At 55.2% G+C, this 23,398-nt stretch carries 22 protein-coding genes; 5 read left to right on the top strand and 17 right to left on the bottom strand.

Features of this window, described 5'->3' with window-relative positions; translation table 11 throughout:
- Positions 1-26 precede the first annotated feature (26 nt).
- Complete coding sequence (locus CBW42_RS08085) at positions 27-608, top strand: DUF1836 domain-containing protein (protein WP_087019686.1); 582 nt, start codon at positions 27-29, stop codon at positions 606-608.
- Between the two features lie 63 nt (positions 609-671).
- Here CBW42_RS08085 and CBW42_RS08080 read toward each other — a convergent pair whose 3' ends face one another.
- The 6 genes from CBW42_RS08080 to CBW42_RS15160 form a co-directional block, all read right to left on the bottom strand.
- The gene (locus CBW42_RS08080) at positions 672-1,403 is read right to left on the bottom strand and encodes a hypothetical protein (RefSeq protein ID WP_087019683.1); all 732 of its coding nucleotides are present in this window, start codon (positions 1,401-1,403) and stop codon (positions 672-674) included.
- A gap of 192 nt (positions 1,404-1,595) precedes the next feature.
- On the bottom strand, positions 1,596-2,969 hold the full coding sequence (locus CBW42_RS08075) for a DEAD/DEAH box helicase (protein WP_087019680.1): 1,374 nt from the start codon (positions 2,967-2,969) through the stop codon (positions 1,596-1,598).
- Between the two features lie 196 nt (positions 2,970-3,165).
- Positions 3,166-6,660: a transcription-repair coupling factor gene (gene mfd / locus CBW42_RS08070; RefSeq protein ID WP_087019677.1), complete on the bottom strand. Its 3,495-nt coding sequence runs from the start codon at positions 6,658-6,660 to the stop codon at positions 3,166-3,168.
- Between the two features lie 264 nt (positions 6,661-6,924).
- Positions 6,925-7,359, bottom strand: coding sequence for a Fe-S cluster assembly scaffold protein NifU (gene nifU / locus CBW42_RS08065; protein WP_087019673.1), 435 nt, complete (start codon positions 7,357-7,359; stop codon positions 6,925-6,927).
- A gap of 44 nt (positions 7,360-7,403) precedes the next feature.
- Positions 7,404-8,609 (bottom strand): cysteine desulfurase NifS, encoded by a 1,206-nt coding sequence (nifS, locus tag CBW42_RS08060; protein ID WP_087019670.1) that lies wholly within the window; start codon positions 8,607-8,609, stop codon positions 7,404-7,406.
- Positions 8,610-8,649: 40 nt separating this feature from the next.
- On the bottom strand, positions 8,650-8,778 hold the full coding sequence (locus CBW42_RS15160; protein WP_273349738.1) for a hypothetical protein: 129 nt from the start codon (positions 8,776-8,778) through the stop codon (positions 8,650-8,652).
- Positions 8,779-8,949: 171 nt separating this feature from the next.
- Between CBW42_RS15160 and CBW42_RS08055 the strand changes: the two genes are divergently transcribed.
- The 3 genes from CBW42_RS08055 to CBW42_RS08045 all read left to right on the top strand — a co-directional run bounded on the left by CBW42_RS08055 (position 8,950) and on the right by CBW42_RS08045 (position 10,447).
- Positions 8,950-9,474, top strand: a complete 525-nt coding sequence (locus CBW42_RS08055) for a PaaI family thioesterase (protein ID WP_165761103.1) — start codon at positions 8,950-8,952, stop codon at positions 9,472-9,474.
- Between the two features lie 427 nt (positions 9,475-9,901).
- A complete protein-coding gene (rd, locus tag CBW42_RS08050; protein ID WP_087019665.1) occupies positions 9,902-10,057 on the top strand; it encodes a rubredoxin in 156 nt (51 codons plus the stop codon).
- A gap of 9 nt (positions 10,058-10,066) precedes the next feature.
- A complete protein-coding gene (locus CBW42_RS08045) occupies positions 10,067-10,447 on the top strand; it encodes a desulfoferrodoxin family protein (RefSeq protein WP_087019662.1) in 381 nt (126 codons plus the stop codon).
- 80 nt (positions 10,448-10,527) lie between these two features.
- Here the strand turns inward: CBW42_RS08045 and rsmI are convergent, their stop codons facing one another.
- The 11 genes from rsmI to dnaA form a co-directional block, all read right to left on the bottom strand.
- Positions 10,528-11,376, bottom strand: a complete 849-nt coding sequence (gene rsmI, locus CBW42_RS08040) for a 16S rRNA (cytidine(1402)-2'-O)-methyltransferase (protein WP_087019659.1) — start codon at positions 11,374-11,376, stop codon at positions 10,528-10,530.
- A 1-nt stretch (position 11,377) separates the two neighbouring features.
- Complete coding sequence (locus CBW42_RS08035) at positions 11,378-12,100, bottom strand: tRNA1(Val) (adenine(37)-N6)-methyltransferase (protein ID WP_087019656.1); 723 nt, start codon at positions 12,098-12,100, stop codon at positions 11,378-11,380.
- A gap of 135 nt (positions 12,101-12,235) precedes the next feature.
- Positions 12,236-12,688: a ribonuclease HI gene (gene rnhA / locus CBW42_RS08030; RefSeq protein ID WP_087019653.1), complete on the bottom strand. Its 453-nt coding sequence runs from the start codon at positions 12,686-12,688 to the stop codon at positions 12,236-12,238.
- A complete protein-coding gene (gene gyrA, locus CBW42_RS08025) occupies positions 12,669-15,236 on the bottom strand; it encodes a DNA gyrase subunit A (RefSeq protein WP_087019650.1) in 2,568 nt (855 codons plus the stop codon). Before gyrA ends, rnhA begins: the two co-directional genes overlap by 20 nt.
- A gap of 4 nt (positions 15,237-15,240) precedes the next feature.
- Positions 15,241-15,432, bottom strand: a complete 192-nt coding sequence (locus CBW42_RS08020) for a hypothetical protein (RefSeq protein WP_087019645.1) — start codon at positions 15,430-15,432, stop codon at positions 15,241-15,243.
- Positions 15,433-15,664: 232 nt separating this feature from the next.
- Positions 15,665-17,617 (bottom strand): DNA topoisomerase (ATP-hydrolyzing) subunit B, encoded by a 1,953-nt coding sequence (gyrB, locus tag CBW42_RS08015; RefSeq protein ID WP_330395846.1) that lies wholly within the window; start codon positions 17,615-17,617, stop codon positions 15,665-15,667.
- Between the two features lie 153 nt (positions 17,618-17,770).
- Positions 17,771-18,031: an extracellular matrix regulator RemB gene (gene remB, locus CBW42_RS08010; protein ID WP_087019639.1), complete on the bottom strand. Its 261-nt coding sequence runs from the start codon at positions 18,029-18,031 to the stop codon at positions 17,771-17,773.
- Positions 18,032-18,335: 304 nt separating this feature from the next.
- Entirely contained in the window at positions 18,336-19,448 is a 1,113-nt protein-coding gene (gene recF, locus CBW42_RS08005) for a DNA replication/repair protein RecF (RefSeq protein ID WP_087019636.1), read from the bottom strand.
- Positions 19,445-19,654, bottom strand: a complete 210-nt coding sequence (gene yaaA / locus CBW42_RS08000; RefSeq protein ID WP_087019633.1) for a S4 domain-containing protein YaaA — start codon at positions 19,652-19,654, stop codon at positions 19,445-19,447. The genes recF and yaaA overlap by 4 nt, the downstream gene beginning before the upstream one ends.
- A 462-nt stretch (positions 19,655-20,116) precedes the next feature.
- Complete coding sequence (gene dnaN / locus CBW42_RS07995; RefSeq protein WP_087019630.1) at positions 20,117-21,232, bottom strand: DNA polymerase III subunit beta; 1,116 nt, start codon at positions 21,230-21,232, stop codon at positions 20,117-20,119.
- Between the two features lie 376 nt (positions 21,233-21,608).
- Positions 21,609-22,895 carry a chromosomal replication initiator protein DnaA gene (dnaA, locus tag CBW42_RS07990; protein WP_087019627.1) on the bottom strand — a complete coding sequence of 429 codons (1,287 nt, stop codon included), beginning with the start codon at positions 22,893-22,895 and terminating at the stop codon, positions 21,609-21,611.
- Between the two features lie 279 nt (positions 22,896-23,174).
- Here dnaA and rpmH point away from each other — a divergent pair, with 279 nt between their 5' ends.
- A complete protein-coding gene (rpmH, locus tag CBW42_RS07985) occupies positions 23,175-23,309 on the top strand; it encodes a 50S ribosomal protein L34 (RefSeq protein ID WP_087019624.1) in 135 nt (44 codons plus the stop codon).
- Positions 23,310-23,398 lie beyond the last annotated feature (89 nt).

Below are 23,398 nucleotides of genomic sequence, written 5' to 3'. Positions count from 1 at the left end.
ATTCCTATGGAAAAGAGGAATAAACGATGATAGACGCGCAGAAGCTGCTGGAAAACAGCGAAAAAAACAAGGCGCTGCACCCGGATGACATCCCAGCGCTGGATTTATATATGGATCAGATCATTGCGCTGATGAGCGCTCATCTCGGCGGAGAAGGCGAGCGCGAGCCGCTGACGCGCACGATGATCCACAACTACAGCAAGGCGGGGCTGATTGCGCCCGTCAAAGGCAAAAAATATACAAAGGAACATATTTTGCAGATGCTGGCGATTTATTCGCTCAAAAATACGCTGTCGATTGCACAGGTCAAGCGCGTGCTCAACGGCGCATCCGCCTGCGGCGTGCATGAAAAAGAGCTGGCACAGTGCTTCGACACCCAGCTCTCCCGCCGCGATACCATCGGGCAGCAGCTGACCACCTGCATGCTGCAAATCATACAGGAGACCGACATGAAACTGGACACGCCGGAAGATGCGCTGTCATTCCTCCTGACGCTGACCGATATCACGGATACACTGTCCAACTTTGCCGCTGCGATCACCGAGCAGTGCTTCCCCGACCCGGAAGTGCCCAAAAAGAAGGAAAAACGAAAGGAAAAGAAAGACTAACTCGCTGTGATACAGAAACAAAGGGCGCGTGCACATGGCACGCGCCCTTTTTGGCGGCATGGTTTACAGACCGGCTTCGTCCATCGCCGTGCGATAGGCGCGCGAGATTTCCGCAGAGAGGGAAATCAGACTGCGCACCGGGGTGAGCTGTTCAATTTCGGAAAGCGTGTTCACATCGGCAAAAATCTCGTCGATGGTCTGCTTGGAACGGAAGGTTGTGGACGGCAGCGTGCTGTTTTTCCAGCGGCACAGCCATGCGAGCTGGATGCCGAGGTCATAGACCTCCGACTCGAAATGTGCGCCGAGTGCGGCAGTCGCCATCTCGTCGGTCAGCGTGCTCGGGCAGTTTTCCGACAGGGCGAGCACCATCAGCGGATATTGTGCACCGGATGGGTGCAGCGAATTCACTGCCTGCTGTAATTCGGTGACAGCGCTCTCCAGCGTATCAATTTTGTTCAGCTGGTTCTTGAGCGAGCTGTCCAGCTTGTCGGAATTGATGGAGCCATCCGGGACGGAGCCGAGCGTCAGTCCGGTCATCTGCTTGTGTACATTTTCCAGCGCATCCTGCACAGTATTGGCGGAAATGGTATCCGAGGCGAGAAAGCCGACCCCGGAGGCACCCTCCGGTGCGGTCAGCGCGCTGACAAGGGTGTTGTGTGCCTCGCACAGCTGCTGCGGATCGGCATCAAAATACGCCTTGAGGTCATCCGCCGCCAGTGCCGGGCGGTCGTCCAGTGCAGAAATGGGGTGCTCGAGCGCAGAAATCGCCGCGCTCGCAATCGTGGGGTTGGACAAGGCAAAAAAGCCCCCTTTGTATCAGAATCTATGAGCTGTCTGCCTGATATAATAGGAGCCGCGGCGCACATTGTCAACCGCAGTTTTGTGCTGTTTTTGTCCGAAAAGCAACAGAATCCCACGGGAAACAGGTGTTTTCCCGTGGGATTTCTGCAAATTCATACAAAGTGGATTTTTGCGGGCAAAAGCGGTTCATCCTTCGTTTGCCGGCGCATTTCCCGTGTTGCCGGACGGTCTGCGGCGGCGTCTGCGCGGACGGCGGGAGGTGTTTGCACGCTTCTCCTCACTGCCGGCTGCTGATGTACTGTTCTGCACCGGTGCAGTCTGTTCGCCCTGCGGCTTGTTGTTGTTCAGGCCGCGTCTGCCGCGCCCACCGCGGCGCGAACGGGAGCGCCCGCCGGAGGAATGGCCTTCGTGCGGCTTCTCCTGCATCGGGTACGGGTTGTCCTCACGCACCGGAACCTCTTTGTCAATCAGCTTTTCAATGCGGCGCAGGTAGGGCACCTCATCCGCCTGACAGAAGGTAATGGCGATACCGCCGTGTCCGGCTCTGCCGGTACGGCCGATGCGGTGCACATAGTTTTCCGGCTCATTGGGCACATCATAATTGATGACATGCGACAGCTCGCTGATATCCAGACCGCGCGCCGCAATATCCGTCGCAACCAGTACGCGGATTTTGCCCTCTTTGAAGCGATTGAGTGCATTCTGACGGTCAATCTGGGACTTATCGCCGTGAATCGCACTCGCGCCGACATGGGCACGGGCGAGATCATGTGCCACCTTGTCCGCGCCCGATTTGGTGCGCACAAACACCAGCGCGCGGTCGAGTGCCGGATCGCGCAGCGTATACAGCAGCAGCTTCTTTTTATTTTCGCGGTCGACAAAATAGACCGACTGGTCGATGGCTTCCACCGTTGTGGACACCGGTGTGACCTCAACCTTTTCAAAATCTTCATTCAGCAGGCGCTTGACCAGCTTCTGCACCGACTGCGGCATGGTCGCGGAAAACAGCAATGTCTGCATCTTGCGGTCACCCATGCGCTTGAGAATGCGCTCGACATCGTCGATAAAGCCCATATCCAGCATGCGGTCAGCCTCATCGAGCACAAACAGCTCAATGTCCTCCAGATCGATGTACCCCTGTCCGCACAGGTCATTCAGGCGGCCCGGCGTGGCAATCAGGACATCGACACCCGCACTCAGCGCCTCCGTCTGGTTGTACTGCGATACGCCGCCATAGACGAGCGCACAGCGGATATCGGTATATTTTGCATAGGCAACAAAGCTGTCATAAATCTGAATGGCCAGCTCACGCGTCGGCGTGAGGATGAGGGAACGGATGGGCGGGAAACCGGGCAGGCGTTCCTCATTTTTCAGCTTCTGTAAAATCGGAATGGCAAAGGCACAGGTCTTGCCGGTACCGGTCTGCGCCAGGCCGAGCACATCGCGCCCGCTGACAGCGGCAGGAATTGCCTGCTCCTGAATCGGCGTCGGGACAGTATAGCCGGCGTCGTCGAGCGCATGCAGCAGCTCGGCATCAATGCCCAAATCACGAAATTCCATAGTTTTTAAGGTTGCTCCTTTATCTTCTTTCAAATCAGTTTTTCTTCTTATACAGTATCAGTATAGCATACTGTTCCGTGTGTACCAAGTAGCAATGTGCTGATTTTTGACAGAAAAACACGGAATCACGTGAATTTTTTTCAAATCGGGGAGAAAAACAGAGGGGGAAGGCCATCCGGCGCGCCCCTCTCTCCTGTCATTGCTTCTCTGTTTCGGCATATGCCGCAACCAGCTGGTTTGCCAGCTCAAGTGCCTTTTCCCTCGGCTTCATGCGCAGCGAGACATATGGCGGTGAGCCGGCATTGAGCAGCAGACGCCCTTTGAACTGCGGCGCGCCGCACAGCGCCGCCAGCCGGCGCAGGTCGGTGCAGTCATCTGCCCAGGTCACAAGCAAGCGGCCATCGCTCTGTTTGATTTCCAGAATGCCCTGTTCCGCCGCCTTCGCGCGCAGCAGTGCAATGTCACACAATGCGACGGCAGAAGCCGGCGGCTCACCAAAGCGGTCAATCATCTCGTCGAGCAGGTCGGCGCGGTCATCCGGCGTGCGAATGGCGGCAATGCGGCGGTACAAATCCACACGCTGCCCCGCGTCCTCGACATATTTTTCCGGCAGATTTGCAGAAACCGCAAGCTCTGCCGCACATTCCGTGCGCTGACGCGGCTTCTCACCCTTCTCCTCCAGCACAGCTTCTTCCAGCAGCTTGAGATACAGGTCATAGCCGACGTTCATCATGTGGCCCGACTGCTCCGCGCCGAGCACGTTTCCCGCACCGCGGATTTCCAAATCACGCATGGCGATTTTAAAGCCCGAACCGAATTCTGCGAATTCGCGCACCGCATTCAGCCGCTTCTGTGAGATATCCGACAGCGTTTTGCCGCGCCGGAATGTGAAATAGGCGAACGCATGACGCGCCGAACGCCCGACACGCCCGCGCAGCTGGTGCAGCTGGGACAGACCCATGCGGTCAGCGTCCTCGATAATCAATGTGTTGACGTTCGGAATGTCAATGCCGGTCTCAATAATGGTCGTACAGACCAGAATATCAATGTCTCCGTCACTCATGCGCGTCATAATGCGCGACAGCTCACGCTGGCTCATCTTGCCGTGCGCCACACCGATTTCCGCATCGGGCAGCAGCTGTTTGAGCCGTGCCGCACAGGTATCAATGGACTCCACCGCATTGTGCAAATAATAGGTCTGTCCGCCGCGGTAAAATTCACGCCGCATCGCTTCTGCCACAACACCTTCGTCATATTCCATGACATAGGTCTGTACCGGGTGCCTGTCCTGCGGCGGTTCCTCCAGAACGGACATATCGCGGATACCGGACAATGCCATATTGAGCGTGCGCGGAATCGGCGTCGCGGACAGCGTCAGCACATCCACCTGCCGCGACAGCTCTTTTAATTTTTCCTTGTGCGTGACACCAAAGCGCTGTTCCTCATCCACGACCAGCAGACCCAGATCTTTGAACTTCATGCCCTTGTTGAACAGCTTATGTGTGCCGATCAGCAGGTCAATCTGTCCCTGTTTCACCTTTTCCAGTATCATCTTCTGCTCTTTTGCGGTTTTGAAGCGGCTGAGCATTTCAATGCGCACCGGCCAGCCGGAAAAGCGCGTCAGACAGGTTAAATAGTGCTGCCGCGCGAGCACGGTCGTCGGCACAAGAATGGCGGCCTGCTTGCCGCCGAGGACGCATTTCATGACGGCGCGCAGCGCGACTTCCGTCTTGCCGAAGCCGACATCGCCGCACAGCAAACGATCCATCGGCCGATCAGATTCCATATCCGCCTTAATTTCTCCGACACAGCGTAGCTGATCTTCTGTTTCCTCATATTCAAACGCGGCTTCAAATTCCTTCTGCCAGCTGTCATCCTTCGGGAAGGCAAACCCTTTTTTGCGCTCGCGCTCGGCATACAGCTGGATCAGCTCGCCCGCCAGCTCCTTCGCCGCCGCTTTCGCCTTGTAGCGCGTTTTCTGCCATTCCGTGCCGCCCAGCTTGTTCAGCCGGACATGCCCGCCGGCTGCTTCGCTGCCCGCGCCGATGTATTTGGAAATCAAATCGAGACTGGTCGCCGGGACATACAGAAAATCCGTGCCCGCAAACGCGATTTTGACAAAATCCTGATACGTACCCTCGACGCGCATGCGCTCCATGCCGATAAAACGGCCGATGCCATGGTGCTCATGCACGACCAGATCGCCCGGTGTCAGGTCGGTATAGCTCTTGACATGGTCGCGGCTGGATTTTTTCTTTTTTGACGCAGATTTTTTGCGCGCGGCGAGCATCTGTCCCTCGGTGAGCACGGCTGTTTTGAGCGACGGATATTCCATGCCGGCAGACAGGCTGCCATCCAGAATATGAACACGCCCCGGGCCGGGCAATCGGTCTGTGACCTTTGCCGTCACGCCCTCGCCCTCCAGCATTTCCTTCATCGTGGTGCGGCGCATCTCGCCGGAGCACAGCACAATCACGCGGTAATTCATGTCCTGATACGACCGGATATCTGCGGCCGCTGCGGTGACATTGCCAGAATACGGCGGCAGCTGTTTTGCCGTAATATCCGTTAGTGTTCTGGGCGGACATTCCGGAACAGAGCTCAAAAAGGTCTCCAGATACACCATCGGATGCGCCGCCAGCTTGGAAACCGTCTGCTCCAGGGTGTCCAGATAGACCGCATTTTTGCCATACAGCAGGCCGCGCTCGAGCAGCGCCTCGACATCCTCCTTCATGCGCACCTGGAAGACGCGCGCCGCCTCGCGCACCGCGCGGAAATCATCGACAAAGACCATCGCGTCCGTCGGGATATAATCCGCCGCCGTCGCCAGCTCCGGATAAATAAACGGAAGATATTTGTCTGCCGCCGGGAAAATGCCGTCATTGCTCAGGCGTTCTGCATCGCGGCGCAGGTTTTTGTTGAGATCCGGATGCTTTTTCGCCTTGGATGCGATAATTTTTTCAATCTGTTTGAGCAGTCCTTCCGTTCCGCCGGGCGCGAGGGTCGGCAGGGCTTCCATATTCGGCAGACAGACAAGCTGTTCGAGTGAGCGCGTGCGGCGCTGGGAACCGATGTCAAAATAGGACATCGTGTCGACCTCCGTGCCGAAAAATTCAATGCGCACCGGATTTGGTTCACCCGGCGCAAAGATATCCAGAATACCACCGCGCAGGGAAAACTGTCCCTCGCCTTCGACCTGCATACAGCGGCGATAACCCGCCTGTATCAGCTTCAAAACAAGCTCATCCGTGTCATATTCGCCGCTGAAATTGATGGGAAAGGTCGCCTTCTGCATGCTGTCCGGCGGCATGGTTGCCATCAGCAGGGCAGGTACAGAGACAATGACCGTCTTTTTTCCCGCTGCCAGATCGCGCAGGACGGAAATGCGTCTGTGCTCATATTCACGCGAGGAGGATTCGATGTTGTGGAACACAAACTCGCGCGAGGGCAGGACAACAGCCGGGCGGTCGGAAAATGCCTCCAGATCGCGCGCCATGCGGTCACAGGCGAGGTCATCGGCACAGATGATAACTGCCTGACGGTGCAGCTGACCCGCCAGTGCTGCGGCAAGATTTGCCTTGTGGATGGGCGACAGGCCGGTGACCTCCACCGGCGTTTTGCCGCCGCGGATGCCCTCTGCAATCGCATCATATTCAGTTAAATCGGTGATAAGCTGCGTAATTCGTTCCATATGGAAAGATGCTCCTCCTGTCTGGTGGAATAAGAATACATACAAACCGTAACACGCCGAAAGGCCGCATGCTCAACGCATGCGGCTTGTTTCGGCAAATTTTTTTGATTTTTTGGTCGTGGAATGAACAAAATAAACTGCAAAATCCCATCTTCGCGGCGTTGGGGCAAACGGGCGGACCTTCCGTCCGACCTGTTTGCTGTGCGCGGGAGCGCACCGCTTGGGCTTTCTTTTGCTGACTTTTCTTTCCCCGAGAAAGAAAAGTCAGTGTTTGCCGCAGCTCTCGCAGTTCATGTCACAGGTGCCCATGAATTCTTCCGGATTCAGACCCTTGCGCTTGTAATAATCCGCAATAGCTGCATGAATGGCCTCCTCTGCGAGAACAGAGCAATGCATCTTGACCGGGGGCAGTCCGTCCAGAGCCTCTGCAACTGCCTTGTTGGTCAACTGGAGTGCCTCGTTGATCGTCTTGCCCTTGACCATCTCGGTTGCCATCGAGCTGGTTGCAACCGCTGCGCCGCAGCCGAAGGTCTTGAACTTGATGTCGGTGATAACACCGTCATCGCTGATCTTGAGGTACATCTTCATGATATCGCCGCACTTGGCGTTGCCTACCTCACCGACTGCGTCCGCATCCTCAATGACGCCGACGTTGCGCGGGTTGGCGAAATGATCCATTACCTTTTCGCTGTATTCCATGGTAATTAAAACTCCTTTTATATTTTATCACACTGTGATGATTTTTACTTGTCGAATAATTTCAGCATCGGCTGACCGCTCATCTTTTCATCCCATACCGGCGACATGTCGCGCAGGGTCTTGACGACATAGGTGATCTTTTCGATGAGATAATCTACATCTTCAACCGTGTTCTGCTCGCCGAGCGTGACACGCAGGGAACCATGCGCAATCTCATGCGGCAGGCCGATTGCCATCAGAACATGCGACGGGTCGAGCGAACCGGTCGAGCATGCCGAACCGGTGGACGTCGCAATGCCTGCGAGGTCGAGGCGCAGAACCAGGCTCTCACCTTCGATGCACTCGATGACGAAGCTCGCCGTGCCCGGCAGACGATTGACCGGGTCACCGGTCAGCTGCGTGTACGGAATCTTGAGCACGCCTTCAATCAGGCGGTCACGCAGGGATGCGACATACGGCAGATATTCATCCATATGCTCATGTGCATAATGCATGGCTTCGCCGAGACCGACAATGCCTGCGACATTTTCCGTGCCGCTGCGCTTTCCGCGCTCCTGTCCGCCGCCGTGAATCAACGGCTCAAGTACAATCCCCTTGCGGCAGTACAATGCGCCGGTACCCTTCGGGCCGCGGATCTTGTGACCGGACAGCGACAGCATATCAATGCCCATTTCCTTTACGTCAATTTTCATATGACCGACTGCCTGTACAGCATCGGTGTGAAACAGCGTGCCCTTGCTGTGGCACAGCTCTGCAATTGCCTTCAGATCCTGAATCGTGCCAATTTCATTGTTCGCCGCCATGATGGAAACCAGTGCGGTGTTTTCCGTAATCGCCTGCTCCAGCTCGTCCATCTTGATGTGACCCTGCTCATCGACGCCGACATAGGTGACCTCATAGCCGATGCGCTCAAGGAATTCACAGGTATGCAGAATGGCGTGATGCTCAATCGTACTGGTGATGATGTGGTGCTTGTTCTTCGGGAAATTCTTGCCGAACAGCAGTCCCTTGAGTGCGAGGTTGTCCGCCTCCGAGCCGCCGGAGGTGAAGATGATTTCATCCGGCTCGCAATTCAGGCATTCCGCCGCATAGGTGCGTGCCTGATCGACCGCCTTCTTCTCCTCACGCGCCAGCGAATACAGGCTGGACGGGTTGCCATAGCCTGTGGTCAGGTATGGCAGCATAGCATTGTATACATTCTTGGAAATCGGTGTAGTTGCCGCATTATCCGAATAAACAACACGTTCCATATGATTGATCCTCCTGAAAAAGAGAGTAATATATTCCGGATCAGGCCGCTTCAAAGCCGCCTGTCTTATCTTGTCCATCCATAATATACACCAAACCGGTATGCATTTCAACCATTCCAATTAAAATAGGTAAAATATTTTCTGTTTTTCCGTCGCTTCCCAGCGGCACGGAATGTTACGGTTTCTCCCTGTCAAATGCAGCAGAACTTCCATTCTGCGGCAAAATACAGAAACCATACCGGAAGTTTTTTCCCTGTCACCGATTTGACATCGATTTCAAAGATGTGCTACACTGATGTCAACACGGAAAAAAAAGAGAAAAAAAGAGGATGATCGCACAATGTCACAGCCAAAGGATTACCATGAGCAGCGTCTGCGCGCTGCCATTTACCGCCGTACCCATGCCGAGCCGGGCTCGGTCAACGACCGCATTCCGCCTCAGTTCATTTCGTGCAGCGATGATGGCAAAATCTGCACGGTCAGCTATGCACTCAAACCGGAAATGCGCAATCCAATGGGCTGGCTGCATGGCGGCGTGACCAGTGCCATGTTTGATATGGGCATGGGTCTGCTGGTCTATTACAATGCCGGCTTTGCCCTCTGCCCGACTGCCTCCATGACGGTGAATTATCTGCGTCCCGGACGCATTGGCGGTTCGCTCATTGTCCGTTCGGAAATCGTGTTCCAGGGTCGGAAAATTTTCCACACCTCCGCACAGGCATGGATGGAGGATGATCCCGACCGCCTCGTTGCCACCGCAACCGCAAGCTATATCCGTTCCCTTCCGCCCGGTTCCGATCCCGCCATACAGAAGGATGCTTCCGATTCCAAACAGACAGAACCGGCAGAGCGCAAAAAAATCTAATTTTTAATGATTCGTTCACAGAATCTACACGAACTCCCGCTATACTATATATTGTAGTCAGGAATGGCTATATAAAAGATTTTTTCTTTTATCTCTCTTTTTTACCCCCCTTTAAGTTTTGTACAGGGAAAGCCGGATGCCCCCAACATCCGGCTTTTCTCTTGCCCTTTTTCAGCCGGCACTCAGGCCTGTGCTGCGGCAATCAACAAAACATTGATTAAAAATAGTATAATAATATTTTTAATATCCGAATTGTAATTTATTTTCACCGTCAGATCCCTCGCTCCTGTTAGCATGCACCGGTTTTTGCCCGGTCATGCCGCCCAGCTGAAATTTTTTTCTGAAAACGGGTTTCATTTTCATTTTTTTATGATATACTGGGGTTGTTGAAAAACACATTCCCCATTTGGGAAAGGAGAAAATGATTATGGCAATCTATAAGTGTGTATGTGGCTACGAATATGACCCGGCCAAGGGCGATCCGGATAACGGTGTAGCTCCGGGCACCGCATTTGAAGATCTTCCGGCTGATTGGGTCTGCCCGATCTGCGGCCTGGATAAGGACAACTTCACTGCACAGTAAGGAGGACATATGGAACAGCGTTATTTTGTCTGTGAGCATTGCGGCAACATGATCGCAATGGTAGAAGATAAAGGTGTTCCGGTTATGTGCTGCGGTCAGAAAATGACGGAGCTCGTACCGGGTTCGGTTGACGCCGCACAGGAGAAGCATGTACCGGTTATCGCCATTGACGGCAATACTGTGACCGTTTCCGTCGGCTCTGTCGATCATCCGATGCTGCCGGAACACTTCATCGAGTGGATTTCCATCCATACCACGCAGGGCAACCAGCGCAAGACCCTCCAGCCGGGCAGCGAGCCGAAGGCTGTTTTTGCTCTGGCTGACGGTGATTCTGTCGTTTCTGCTTACGCTTACTGCAATCTGCACGGCCTGTGGAAGGCAGATGCCTGAGCAATCAATATTCTGACAAACCAAAAAGCACTCCGAACATTCGGAGTGCTTTTTTCTGCGTTTTTTACAGGTATTTTGCGTTACTCGCCCTTTTCGCGCGCCAACATGGTCTGATACAGCTGGTTTTTGCGCGCGCCGGTCTGCTTTGCGGCCTGCTTGACCGCGTCGCGCAGGGTCAGTCCGGCAGCGGTCAGCTCCTCTGTCAGCTGAATCGCCTGTGCCATCTGGTTGGCAGCGGACTGTTCTGGATTGTCCTGCGCTCCTTCGATGACGAGAACATACTCGCCGCGCGGTTCCTGTTCCTCGTAATATGCCGCTGCCTCCGGCAGTGTCATGCGCAGGCATTCCTCATGCAGCTTGGTCAGCTCACGCGCCAGGCTCACGCGGCGGTCACCCAATGTCTCAGCGAGGTCGCGCAGCGTCATGCGCAGGCGATGCGGCGCTTCATAGACAATACAGGTGCGCGGCTCAGTTTTCAAAACCTCGAGCCGTTCGCGGCGCTGCTTGCCTGTCGGCGGCAAAAAGCCCTCAAAGCACCATTTCCCTGACGGAAGACCGCTCTGCGCAAGGGCACAGACCGCCGCACATGCACCCGGTACCGGAATGACCGGAATGCCCGCTTCATGGCACAGATTTGCAAGGTCTTCGCCCGGATCGCTGACCGCAGGCATGCCCGCATCGGTTACAAGTGCACAGGTTTCACCGGCCAGCATGCGCTGTACCAGCTCCGGCCCGCGCTGTTTGCGGTTGTGCTCATGATAGCTGACCAGCGGCTTGCTGATTTCCAGATAATGCAGCAGTTTTCCGCTGACGCGCGTATCCTCCGCCGCGACAAAATCCGCCTCTTTCAATATGCGCACGGCGCGGTATGTCAGATCTTCCAGATTTCCGATCGGTGTGCCGACCAGATAGAGCGTTCCGGTGCCCATATCAAAATTCCTCCCTGTGGTAAATCATGCGGTATTCCTCTGTCTGTGTGCCATCCTCGCCGCAGACAAGCAGCGGGGGCAGTACCTGCACGCCCGGCGCACTGCCGCGCCGCGCCTCCACCAAGACAGCCGATGGAACAGCTTTGGCATGCTGGTGCACAAATCGCAGGCGTTTCGGCTCCAGACCGCACTGTTTCATGTCAAAAATCAGTTCACAGACGCGTTCCGGACGGTAGACAAAAGCGACGCGCCCGCCGTATTTGACAAAATATGCCGCTGCCCGCACGGCATCCGCCGCGCTGCATTCGGTTTCCTGCCGCGCGGTATGCCGGTTTTTCCCTTTCGCCGCATAGCCGCTGTCCTGTGAAAAATACGGCGGGTTACAGATGATATATTCAAACGCACCGGTCGGAAACAGCTGCTTATACTGCTTCAGGTCGCCGCAGACAATGCGCATGCGTGCATCCAACCGATTCCATACAACATTTTCCTGTGCCAGCTCCGCCACCTCCGGCTGGATTTCCAATCCGGTCACATCGAGACCCGGATAGCGTGCGCACAACAGCACGCCGAGCGCACCGTTGCCGCAGCCCAGATCGAGCACCTTCGCCCGCGGCGGTGGGGACGCAAACGCGGACAGCAGCATGCTGTCCTGTCCCAGCTTAAAAAAGCGGTCGTCCTGAATCAGGGAAAAACCGTCCCATAATTTGTCCGTGTGGCGCATGTGGTGTTCCTCGTTTCGGGGAAAATTCTGCCGGTGAACCGGCGCTTAAAATTTATACTATCTGTATAATTAAAATATATTTATACATAAATATATTCCTATTCGTATATATATTTTTAGATATACGAAATGTTATTACTTGAATTGCTTCCAGGCGTTGACAGCAAGCTCGTCACAACGGTTGTTGTTCTCGTTCTGCGCATGTCCCTTGACCCAATGGAACGTGACGTCGTGCACCTCCAGCAGGTTCAGCAGGCGCTCCCACAGATCCGGGTTTTTGGCAGGCTCCTTTGGCGTGCGCATCCAGTTTTTGCTCCGCCATTTGACCGCCCAGCCCTTCTGAATTGCATCGATGACATATTTGCTGTCGGAATACAGATCGACCGTGCACGGGGTTTTCAGCGCCTCCAATGCGGTAATCACACCGAGCAGCTCCATGCGGTTGTTTGTTGTCTCCGGAAAGCCCTTGCTGATTTCCTTGCGGTGCTCACCGTATTGCAGGATAATACCGAAGCCGCCTGGCCCGGGATTCCCGGAACAGGCGCCATCGGTGTAAATTATGACATGTTTATTCTTGTTCTCCGCCATGTTCAACCTCTGCTTCGGATGTTTCTTCCGGATTTTCGATGTCTGCGGGATCTTCGTCCTCTTCCTTCTGAATCCGTGTGATGGCGTTGACATGAACATCGTCGCCGGTACGCATGACAATGACCCCCTGCGTATTTCTGCCGCACTGACGGATATCCTCCACTGCCGTGCGGATGAGTACGCCGTCATCGGTGATAATCATGACATCGTTGTCGAGGTCAACCACTGCGGTGCCCGCAATGTTGCCGGTCTTATCATTCAGTGCATGCGCGAGAATGCCGCGGCCGCCGCGGTGATGAATGCTGAAATCGCCGACCGGGGTGCGCTTGCCATAGCCGTTTTCCGTGACGGTGAGCACTTCCCCCTCCGGACGTGCACGGACGCCGCCGATAACGCGGTCGCCTTCCTCCAGCGTAATGCCGCGCACACCGACTGCCGAACGTCCCATTGCACGCACTTCATTCTCATCGAAGCAGATCGCATGACCCTTTGCCGTGACAATCAGCATATTCTGTGTGCCGTCAGTCAGGCGGACGTCAACCAGACGATCGCCCTCATTGAGCGACAGCGCGCGCAGACCCGCCTTGCGGATATTTTTCAGTTCGGACAGCGCGACGCGCTTGACGGTACCCTGTTCCGTCGTGAAGAACAGATAATGCGATTCGTCATAGTCGCTGATGGCGAACATCGCGGAAACGGTCTCGCCGTTTTCCAGTGCGAGCAGATTGACGACATTGGTTCCCTTTGCCGTGCGGCTGGTCTCCGGAATCTGATAGCCCTTCAGACGGTAGACCTTTCCGAGACTGCTGAAGAACAGAATGTTGTCATGCGACGAGGCAGTGAACAGAATTTCCGCAAAATCCTCCTCGCGCGTCGCCATGGCGCTGACACCGCGCCCGCCGCGGCGCTGCGAACGATAGGTATCCGTCGTGGTGCGCTTGATATAGCCGCAATGGGTCAGTGTATACGTGCAGTCCTCGCGTTCAATCAGGTCTTCGATATCGATTTCGTTGTCCACTGCTTCGATCTGCGTGCGGCGTTCATCGCCGAATTTGTCACGGATCTCAACCAGTTCCTTTTTGACGATTTCCAGCATGTTATGGCGGCTCGCAAGAACTTCCATTAAGCCGCGAATTTTCGATTCGATTTCGTCGTATTCGTCGTTGATCTTCTGACGCTCCAGACCGGACAGGCGGCCGAGGCGCATGTTGACAATCGCCTGTGCCTGCGGCTCATCCAGATGGAATTCAAAGTTCTCCTTGCCGCCCACAATGCCGAGCAGGGCAATCTGATTGATGATAAAAGGCTCTGCCATCAGGTTGGTTTTTGCTTCGCTCTCGTTGGCCGATGCGCGGATAATTTCGATAATGCGGTCAATGTTGTCGGTTGCGACCTTGAGGCCTTCGAGGATATGAGCACGACCCTCCGCCTTGTTCAGGTCAAAGCGCGTGCGGCGCTCAATGACCTCGCGCTGGAATTCGATATACTGGTCAATCAGCTCGCGCAGATTGAGCGTGCGCGGCTGGTTGTTGACCAGCGCCAGATTGTTGACCGAAAATGTGTCCTGTAGCTGCGTATAATTAAACAGCTGGTTGAGCACGACCTGTGCATTTGCTTCCCGCTTGAGCTCGACGACAATGCGCATGCCCTCGCGGTCGGATTCGTCGCGCAGGTCGGAAATGCCCTCCACACGCTTGTTTTTGACGAGGTCGGCGATGGATTCCACCAGACGCGCCTTGTTGACCATATACGGAATTTCCGTGACAACAATGCGCTGACGGCCGTTGTGCATCTCCTCAATTTCCGTGCGGGCACGCACCTTGATTTTGCCGCGTCCGGTTGCATATGCCGCGCGGATCCCGCTGCGGCCCATGATAATGCCGCCGGTCGGGAAATCCGGGCCCTTGATGTACTGACAGATATCCTCCATCTGTGCATCCGGGTTGTCGATGACATAGCAGATGCCGTTGATGACCTCCGTCAGGTTGTGGGGCGGCATATTGGTTGCCATGCCGACGGCGATACCGGACGAGCCATTGACCAGCATGCCCGGGAAACGGGACGGCAGAACCTTCGGCTCCTTGCGGTTGTCGTCGAAGTTCGGCATGAAATCGACCGTTTCCTTCTCGATGTCGGTCATCATATAGGCCGCCATCTTGCTCATGCGCGCCTCCGTGTAACGATATGCTGCCGGAGGGTCGCCGTCGATGGAACCGAAGTTGCCGTGACCGTCGATCATCGGATAGCGCAGGGAAAACGGCTGTGCCATGCGCACAAGAGCATCGTAAACCGATGCATCGCCGTGCGGATGATACCGGCCGAGCACGTTACCGACAGTAGTCGCCGACTTTCGATAGGGGCGGTCACAGGTCAGGTGGTCTTCGTACATCGCGTACAGAATGCGGCGGTGTACCGGCTTGAGACCGTCGCGCGCATCCGGCAGCGCACGGCCGACAATAACGGACATCGCATAATCGATGTACGATTTTTTCATTTCCCGTTCGAGATCGACCGGGATAATCTTCTGATTTTCAAAGCTAATACTCACAGTTTTATACCTCTTCTTCCAGCAGCTCCATCAGGCAGGAAATCGATTCCTCCAGTGAATCCATTGCATCGCCCAGCATGGCATCCTCCTCTGAGGCTTTTTTCTTCTTTGCCGGCATCAGGTCAACCAGCTCATCATGCGCAGCCATCAGCGTTTCCATGGCTGCCTTTACGCGTTGTCTTTTGATATCATCCATAGCGTTCCTCCGCGCTGTTCTGTTTCCGCCCGAAGCATCTTCCCTTTCCGGTATCCCTTCATAGGAGGGCGCAAAGGAGGGTGCTTGGGCGCACCCTCCCTTGCATCTCTCCCGCCCTGCGCCAGCGTGAGGGGGCGCCAAAAACCAATTGACGCCAAACGTTTTGACGCCCATTTCATTTTGCGGGCTGAGAGTGCAAAACGGAATCAGTTGCTTTTATCGTTTTAACCGATCAGATATCCAGATTGGTCACATATTTCGCGTTTTTCTGGATGAATTCACGGCGCGGCTCAACCTTCTCGCCCATCAGCAGCGTGAAGATTTCGTCCGCCATCGACGCATCCTCCAGCGTGACCTGAAGCAATGTGCGGTTTTCCGGGTTCATCGTGGTCTCCCACAGCTGTTCCGGGTCCATCTCGCCCAGACCTTTGTAGCGCTGGATATCGACGCCCTGTCCCATCTCCGCGAGCACGGCAGTCTGTTCCTGCTCGGTGTAGGTATAGCGCACGGTCTTGCCCTTGGTGTTCTTGAACAGCGGCGGCTGTGCGATATAGACATGCCCCTGTTCGATCAGCGGGCGCATATACCGGAAGAAGAACGTCAGCAGCAACGTACGGATATGGCTGCCATCGACATCGGCATCCGCCATCAGAATGATTTTGCCGTAGCGCAGCTTGGACGGATCAAAATCCTCGCCGAAGCCCGCGCCGAAGGCGGTAATCATCGGGGTCAGCTTGTCGTTGCCGTAAACCTTATCCAGACGCGCCTTTTCGACGTTCAGCATTTTGCCCCACAGCGGCAGGATCGCCTGATAGCGGCGGTCACGGCCTTCCTTTGCGGAGCCGCCTGCGGAATCGCCCTCGACGATATAAATTTCCGTCAGGCGCGGGTCGCGCTCCTGACAGTCCGCCAGCTTGCCCGGCAGCGAACCGGATTCCAGTGCGCTCTTGCGGCGCGTCAGCTCACGCGCCTTGCGCGCCGCCTCGCGTGCGCGCGACGCAGTCTGTGCCTTGTCGATGATGGATTTTGCAACCGACGGGTTTTCCTCAAAGAAAATTGTCAGCTTTTCGCTCAGCATGGTCTCGACGAGATTGCGCATGTCGGAATTGCCCAGCTTGGTCTTGGTCTGACCCTCAAATTGTGCCTCGCGCAGCTTGACCGAAATGACAGCGGTCAGGCCCTCGCGCACATCGTCGCCGGAGAAATTCTTGTCGTTGTCCTTGAGGAAGCCAAACTTGCGGGCATAGTCGTTGATGACCTTGGTGAGCGCCGACTTGAAGCCGGTTTCATGTGTGCCGCCCTCCGTCGTGTTGATGTTGTTGGCAAACGACAGCAGGTTTTCATTGTAGCCGTCGGTATACTGCATGGCAACTTCTGCCATGGAATCGTCGCGCGAACCCTCGACATAGATCGGTTCAGCATGCAGCGGCGTCTTGTTGCGGTTTAAGTATGTGACGAACTGCTTGATGCCGCCCTCGTAATGCATGACCTCCTCGCGCACATCGTCGTCCGGGTCGCGCTCATCGCGCAGCGTGATCCGGATGCCGCCATTGAGGAACGCCTGCTCCTGCAACCGGTTTTCCAGAATTTCGTAGTCGTAATCCAGCGTTTCAAAAATCTGGTCATCCGCCTTGAAGCGGATGGTCGTGCCGGTCTCATGCCTGCACGGCGTGGAACGCATCGGGGAAATCGTCTTGCCGCGCGCAAACTTCATGGAATATTTGTTTTCGCCGTCATAGACCGTCGCTTCCAGCCATTCGGACAGCGCATTGACGACAGACGAGCCGACGCCATGCAGGCCGCCGGAGACCTTGTAGCCGTCGCCGCCGAACTTGCCGCCCGCATGCAGCACGGTCAGGACAACCTCCAGCGTCGGAATGCCCATCTGCGGATGAATGCCGACCGGGATGCCGCGTCCGTTGTCGCGCACGGAAACCACGCTGTCCGGCTCAAGCGTGACCTCGATATGGGTACAGTAGCCTGCCAGCGCCTCGTCGATGGAGTTATCGACGATTTCATACACCAGATGATGCAGGCCGCGTGCGGACGTCGAGCCGATATACATGCCCGGGCGCTTGCGCACGGCCTCCAGACCTTCGAGTACCTGAATCTGGTTTTCGTCATACGCTTCCTTGACGGTCAGGTCGAGAATCTCTTCGCTCATGCTCATATAGTATCGTTCCATTTCTCCGGCGGGCCGGTTAAAAGCCACAGATGTGGAAGGTCTGGACAGCGCCGGCCGCCGGTTTCGGCTGCTGTCGGAAAAAATTCAGTCGGAAAGAAACAATCCCGCTTGTCCGACGGGATTGCCTGCTTCCAAAAAGAATGAAAAAACGGTCTATTCCGGTATGGTCTGCCCGCTGCGCTTGAGCAGCGTGGCGGTGGAAAGCTGGGAGAGGTACAGCGTCGGCACGCCGCCCTCCTCGCACAGAATGCACGACTTGGGGAGGTCTTCAAACAGCGGCACCACATTGCCGGACCGCTCCATGGCGGACATAAAGGCACGGGTGTGCTTTGACCAGGTAGCGGTATCCATGTCGTAAATCCCCAGAATGGAATCGGTATGGACGATCACGTCCTGTCCGAGATGAAGATACATGCAAAGCCGCCTTCCCGCTGCGCGGAATCATACCGTCTCCGCGCAGCCGTTTCTGCCGCGGGAATCATACCCGCGTCCTGATATTTATTATAGCACTTTTTGCGAAGTTTTGCACGTATTTCTGCAAATATTTTTGAATCATTTGCCGTTTTTTCCTTACTTTTTTGCGTCAAAACCGGCAGTTCTGCGAAACCGCCCGCGCCCGTGGAAAAACAAACGGCGAAACCGCGGATTTTCCCGCCGGTTTCGCCGAAATCTGTTGTGTTTTGTCGGGGTGTGTCTTGTGCTGTCCCGCCGGCAGTGCTTATCCCGTTTCGCGCACCGTCCCATTTTCGACAGCAAACAGCCGGCCGCCCTCCACCTGTGCGAGCTTTTCCGGCTCACAGCACGTGATGAGCACCTGCCCGTTTTCAATGCGGTTGAGCACGAAATCCTGCCGCTTTGCGTCCAGCTCGCTGAGCACATCGTCGAGCAGCAGCACCGGGTATTCCCCGCTGTCGTCAAAAAACATGTCGCGCTCTGCCAGCTTGAGCGACAATGCACAGGTGCGCACCTGTCCCTGTGACCCAAAGGCTTTTGCACTTTTCCCGCCGATGGTCAGCTCCAGATCGTCTTTGTGCGGGCCGGACAGGCAGCTTTTTGCCGCAATTTCCGCGGCGCGGTGCGTGCAGGCATGCTCCCACAGCTGTGTGCCGATGTCTTTCGCAGACGCAAACGGGTCGGTCACAGTGGAAACCGTGCGGTAGACATAGTCCAGCTGTTCGTCCCTGCCGGAAATCGAGGCGTGGATGCCGCGCGCCTTCTGCATCAACGCGCGCAGATAATACGCGCGGTACCGCACAATATGTCCGCCTATCATGGACATTCTGAAAGAAAAATCGTCCAGCGTGTCAAGCAGTGAAGGCTTCTCTTCGGAATCCTTCAGAATGCGGATTTTGTTTTCGTGCAGGCGCGCGTACTCCGCCAGGTAGCGTGCGTAATTCGGCCGCAGCTGGCTGAGGGCGATGTCCATAAACCGCCGCCGGGCGGCGGCACCTTCACGGATCAGCATCAGATCCTCCGGACAAAACAGGACGGAGCGCAGAATGCCCGCGCCGTCAGACAACCGTTTCTGCCGCACACCGTTGACCGTCAGCTGGACGCGCCCGCTGGACGGAATGACCGCGCGGATGGTCATATCCCGCTTTTCCGCGAAAAACTGCGCTTCTGCTTCCGCCTGCGGCGCGCCGAAACGGATGGCATCGCGTTTCTGCCCCGAACGGAACAGCCGCATCGTGGACAGCAGGCCGACCGCCTCCAGAATGTTGGTTTTCCCCTGTGCATTTTCTCCGCAGAAGACATTGACACCGGGCGCGAGCGGCAGCTCCGCCGATGCATAGTTGCGAAAATCGCGCAGGGTCAGATGTTCGATGTTCATACAATACGGAACGTCGGGCCGCCGACGATGGAAATCGTGTCGCCGCGGTGCAGCTTTTTGCCGCGCTGGGTGCACACTTCGCCATTGACCGAAACCTGCCCCTCTTCAATCATCCACTTGGCCTGTCCGCCTGTCGCGCACACGCCCGCGAATTTCAGAAAGGCATCCGCCTTGATATATTCCGTTGTAATTTCAATTTCTTCCATATTTATCGTGTTTCCTTTTTTCCATATGATAGATACAGCGCGTTTGCGTGGGGACGTACACCGGCGCTTCCCGCTCTGAAGCAGAAACTCTGCCAACTTGATACAGGAATTGCATCCCTGCGAGAAGCAGCCAGATTGTGCGGACGCCCTCCGCCCCGACGGATACAATCGTCCGAAACAGCCGTTGGCGTGCGCAAATCATTCCGCATATGCCCACCGGGAAAGCAGTCGAAACGGCATGCACCGTCCCCCATCCCGTTGGGACATGCAGCGCAGCCGCGTCAAAATATGTGGTGTCTGCTCATTTTGGCGCGGCTCACAAAAGGAGATTCCAAAGAACCTTTGGGTCTTTGGCGCCAGAGAGGGATTCCAAAGGGAGAGACCCGGCGCGGGGTCTTTCCCTTTGGGCCTTCCAGTGAAAAAATTCAGTCAAAAGCAGCCCAAACGGGTGCCAATGGGAACTTATTCTGCCTTCAGGCGAACCGGCAGGACGAGATATGTGAACGCATCGCCCTCTTCCGGTGTGAAGACAATCGGGTTCAGGCTGCCCTTGAGCGAAATTCTGACCGTATCGCTCGGGCAGGCGCGCAGCGCATCCAGCAGATAGCGGTTGTTGAAGCCGATTTCCAGATGCTCGACTTCGCCGCTGTACTGGTATTCATCATAGGACTTGCCGATGGCAGTGATACAGCTCAGCTTGAGCAGATCGCCGTCAAATTCCATGCGAACCGGATTTTTGAGCTTTTCCGAGACAATCAGCGAAACGCGTTCAATGCTGGTAATCAGCTGCCGGACATCAGCTGTGATGACTGCGGAGGCATCCGCCGGAATTGCCGCGCGGTAATTGAGGAATTCGCCCTCCAGCAGGCGCGTAATCAGGACGGTATCACCGATACGGAACAGGATATGGCGCGCATCGGGATAAATTTCTGCTATTTCATCGGTTTCAGTGAGAATGCGCTCGACTTCGCGCAGAGCCGTGCCCGGTACGACAAATTTGGTGTTTTCTTCTGCCGGGCTGTCCAGCGTTTCACGGCGTACACTCAGGCGGTAGCCGTCGACAGCGGCGACATTCAGCTGCTGGCCTTCCAGCTCAAACAGGCAGCCGGTGAGTACCGGCTTGGTCTCGTTGTCAGACACCGCAAAAATGGTCTGGGAGATCATGGATTTCAGCATATGCTGCGGCAATGTGATCGGTGTTTTGCTGGTTTCCACCTCCGGCAGCTGCGGAAATTCTTTGGCGTCAGACGCCACAAGATTGAAGACCGCTTTGCCGCACCGGACGGTGGTGAGCAGGTTGTCGTTGGTTTCGACGAAGACAACATCGTCCGGCAGCTTGCGGATCATATCGCCGAACAGGCGCGCGTTGAGCACGGCAGAGCCCGGTTTGGAAACCATGGCGCTGATGTTGGCTCGGATTCCCATAGACATATTGTAGCCGCACAGCGTCAGATGACCGTCGCCTTCGGCGGTGATGAGCAGGCCTTCCAGCAGCGCGATGGAGCTTTTGCTGCTGACTGCGCGCGATGCTGTTGTGATGGCTTCCTGAAGAATGGACTTTTCACATGAGAATTGCATGGGAATGCCTCCTTGAAAAACAAACGAATTTTTTTACATGACATCTGATGACCTTGGGATGACGGAAGGACATCGGACGTCTGATGAGTTATATCGATCTATCTAACAAAATAGAATAGTATATTTTAGTAATAGTAGTAGGGGCGGGGAAACTGTGGAAAACCCGCTGAAATGCCCGTCTGATGGGGATTTTGGCGTCCTCAGCCAGCTGTGGAAAACTCGGGCGCAATTTTGGAAAACGATGGGGATAAAAAGTTTTCCACAGGTCGTGCATCCACAGTACACAGGAACTTGTGGATGAAAATGACGGATTTCCGCCGGTTGAGCTGCATGTTTATTTGAATAATTATGCAGGCAGTATGCAGATGATATGCAGTTACCCGCGGATGTTTGCCTTCAGCGTTTTGATGATGTTGTCCATCTCGCTGGTTTCCTTGAGGTAATTTTCGATTTTGTTGATGGAATGCAGTACAGTCGTGTGGTCGCGCGAGAAGACCTTGCCGATTTCCGGCAGCGAGTAGTCGGTCATTTCGCGCACGAGGTACATGGCGACCTGTCGCGGGAGGACCATATCTTTGGAGCGGCCGCTGCCCTGTAGCTTTTCGACCGGGATGCAGTAATAGCGGGAGACTTCGCGGATAATCATTTCCGGTGTTGGATTCAGGCCGGGATTTTCTTTGAAGATGTCGGTGACGGCTTCTTTTGCGAGGCTGAGATCGATATCGCGTTCCATCAGGTCGTGCAGTGCCTTGATTTTTTTGACGGTGCCTTCCAGCTGCCGCACGTTGGAGGTGATGGTTTTTGCGATGTAATCGACGACTTCATCCGGCAGGTGTACGCCGAGCGAATCGGCCTTGACATGGATGATGGCCATGCGTGTTTCGTAGTCCGGCGGTTGGATGTCTGCCAGAAGACCCCATTCAAAGCGGGTTTTCAGGCGGTCTTCGAGTGTATGGATTTCCTTAGGCGGACGGTCTGAGGTCAGGACAATTTGTTTGTGTGCTTCATATAATGCGTTGAAGGTGTGGAAAAATTCCTCCTGTGTGCGGTCTTTGCCTGCGACGAACTGGATATCGTCGACGAGGAACAGATCTGCGAGGCGGTATTTGTCACGGAATTCCTGTACCTGACCTTCGCCGATGGCGTTAATCAATTCGTTGGTGAAGTCTTCGCCTTTGATATAGACGATGCGGAATGACGGATGGTCGCGGCGCACGACGGAGGCGATGGCGTACAGAAGGTGGGTTTTTCCCAGACCGGACTGGCCGTAAATAAACAGTGGGTTGTAGTTTTTGGCCGGATTATTGGCGACGGCGGTCGCAGCGGCGTGTGCGAATTTGTTGGATGAGCCGACGATGAATTGTTCAAAGGTATACTCGTCCTCCGGATAATTGCTGTGTGCAATCGGTGCAGGTGCTTCGCCCGTCGTGATGATGACATCGATGTCAGCGGAAAACAGATCGCGTAGTGCGTCTTTGATGATGCTCAGGTAGCGCTGGTCGATGATTTCTTTTTTGAATTTGTCCGGCGTATGCAGGAGCAGAGTGTCGTCTTTGAATTCAACGGCGGTCAGGTCGTCGAACCAGGCGTCGATGGTGACAGGCTGGAGCCGTTTTTCCAGCAGCGTCAGCACGACCTTCCAGATATCGGCAGGTGTGTTCATATCGTTGCAATCCCCCTCCAGGAATCGTTTATAATGTGGGTGGGAAACGGCGTCCCGCATGTGCGGACACCGATACAAACTATATAATACCACCAAATTTCCACCGTGTCCACAGAGTTTTCCACAACATCCACAGGTATAACCGCGAAAATGTCGGCAGACGACGGAAAAAACGCCCGGTTTCTGGAAATAATGATTGACAATGTCCCGATTATTTGCTTATAATGTAGGTTGTACACGCACGCTTAAGACTTTGATTGCAAATGGAGGTGCAGCCACATGTTAAGAACGTATCAGCCGAAGAAGCGCCAGCGCAGCAAGGTGCATGGCTTCCGCAAGAGAATGGCAACTGCTAACGGCAGAAAGGTTCTCGCCCGTCGCCGTTCCCGCGGCCGTAAGCGTCTGACCCACTAACCGTACTTTTCTTTTTGAGGAAAAGAAAAGTAGGCAAAAGAAAACCTTTCCGGCGCGCTCCCGCGCGCCGCGGACGAGCCGGACAAACG

The sequence above is a fragment of the Butyricicoccus porcorum genome, from assembly GCF_002157465.1.
GTDB lineage: Bacteria > Bacillota > Clostridia > Oscillospirales > Butyricicoccaceae > Butyricicoccus_A > Butyricicoccus_A porcorum.
This window is presented reverse-complemented; position numbering and strand designations above follow the sequence as displayed.

Bases quoted from the DNA above. Each gene is read 5' to 3' on its own strand.
- CBW42_RS08085 (WP_087019686.1), top strand. From the start codon at position 27: ATGATAGACGCGCAGAAGCTGCTGGAAAACAGCGAAAAAAACAAGGCG.
- CBW42_RS08075 (WP_087019680.1), bottom strand. From the start codon at position 2,969: ATGGAATTTCGTGATTTGGGCATTGATGCCGAGCTGCTGCATGCGCTC.
- mfd (WP_087019677.1), bottom strand. From the start codon at position 6,660: ATGGAACGAATTACGCAGCTTATCACCGATTTAACTGAATATGATGCG.
- nifU (WP_087019673.1), bottom strand. From the start codon at position 7,359: ATGGAATACAGCGAAAAGGTAATGGATCATTTCGCCAACCCGCGCAAC.
- nifS (WP_087019670.1), bottom strand. From the start codon at position 8,609: ATGGAACGTGTTGTTTATTCGGATAATGCGGCAACTACACCGATTTCC.
- CBW42_RS08055 (WP_165761103.1), top strand. From the start codon at position 8,950: ATGTCACAGCCAAAGGATTACCATGAGCAGCGTCTGCGCGCTGCCATT.
- rd (WP_087019665.1), top strand. From the start codon at position 9,902: ATGGCAATCTATAAGTGTGTATGTGGCTACGAATATGACCCGGCCAAG.
- CBW42_RS08045 (WP_087019662.1), top strand. From the start codon at position 10,067: ATGGAACAGCGTTATTTTGTCTGTGAGCATTGCGGCAACATGATCGCA.
- rsmI (WP_087019659.1), bottom strand. From the start codon at position 11,376: ATGGGCACCGGAACGCTCTATCTGGTCGGCACACCGATCGGAAATCTG.
- CBW42_RS08035 (WP_087019656.1), bottom strand. From the start codon at position 12,100: ATGCGCCACACGGACAAATTATGGGACGGTTTTTCCCTGATTCAGGAC.
- rnhA (WP_087019653.1), bottom strand. From the start codon at position 12,688: ATGGCGGAGAACAAGAATAAACATGTCATAATTTACACCGATGGCGCC.
- CBW42_RS08020 (WP_087019645.1), bottom strand. From the start codon at position 15,432: ATGGATGATATCAAAAGACAACGCGTAAAGGCAGCCATGGAAACGCTG.
- gyrB (WP_330395846.1), bottom strand. From the start codon at position 17,617: ATGGAACGATACTATATGAGCATGAGCGAAGAGATTCTCGACCTGACC.
- remB (WP_087019639.1), bottom strand. From the start codon at position 18,031: ATGTATCTTCATCTCGGACAGGACGTGATCGTCCATACCGATTCCATT.
- recF (WP_087019636.1), bottom strand. From the start codon at position 19,448: ATGAACATCGAACATCTGACCCTGCGCGATTTTCGCAACTATGCATCG.
- yaaA (WP_087019633.1), bottom strand. From the start codon at position 19,654: ATGGAAGAAATTGAAATTACAACGGAATATATCAAGGCGGATGCCTTT.
- dnaN (WP_087019630.1), bottom strand. From the start codon at position 21,232: ATGCAATTCTCATGTGAAAAGTCCATTCTTCAGGAAGCCATCACAACA.
- dnaA (WP_087019627.1), bottom strand. From the start codon at position 22,895: ATGAACACACCTGCCGATATCTGGAAGGTCGTGCTGACGCTGCTGGAA.
- rpmH (WP_087019624.1), top strand. From the start codon at position 23,175: ATGTTAAGAACGTATCAGCCGAAGAAGCGCCAGCGCAGCAAGGTGCAT.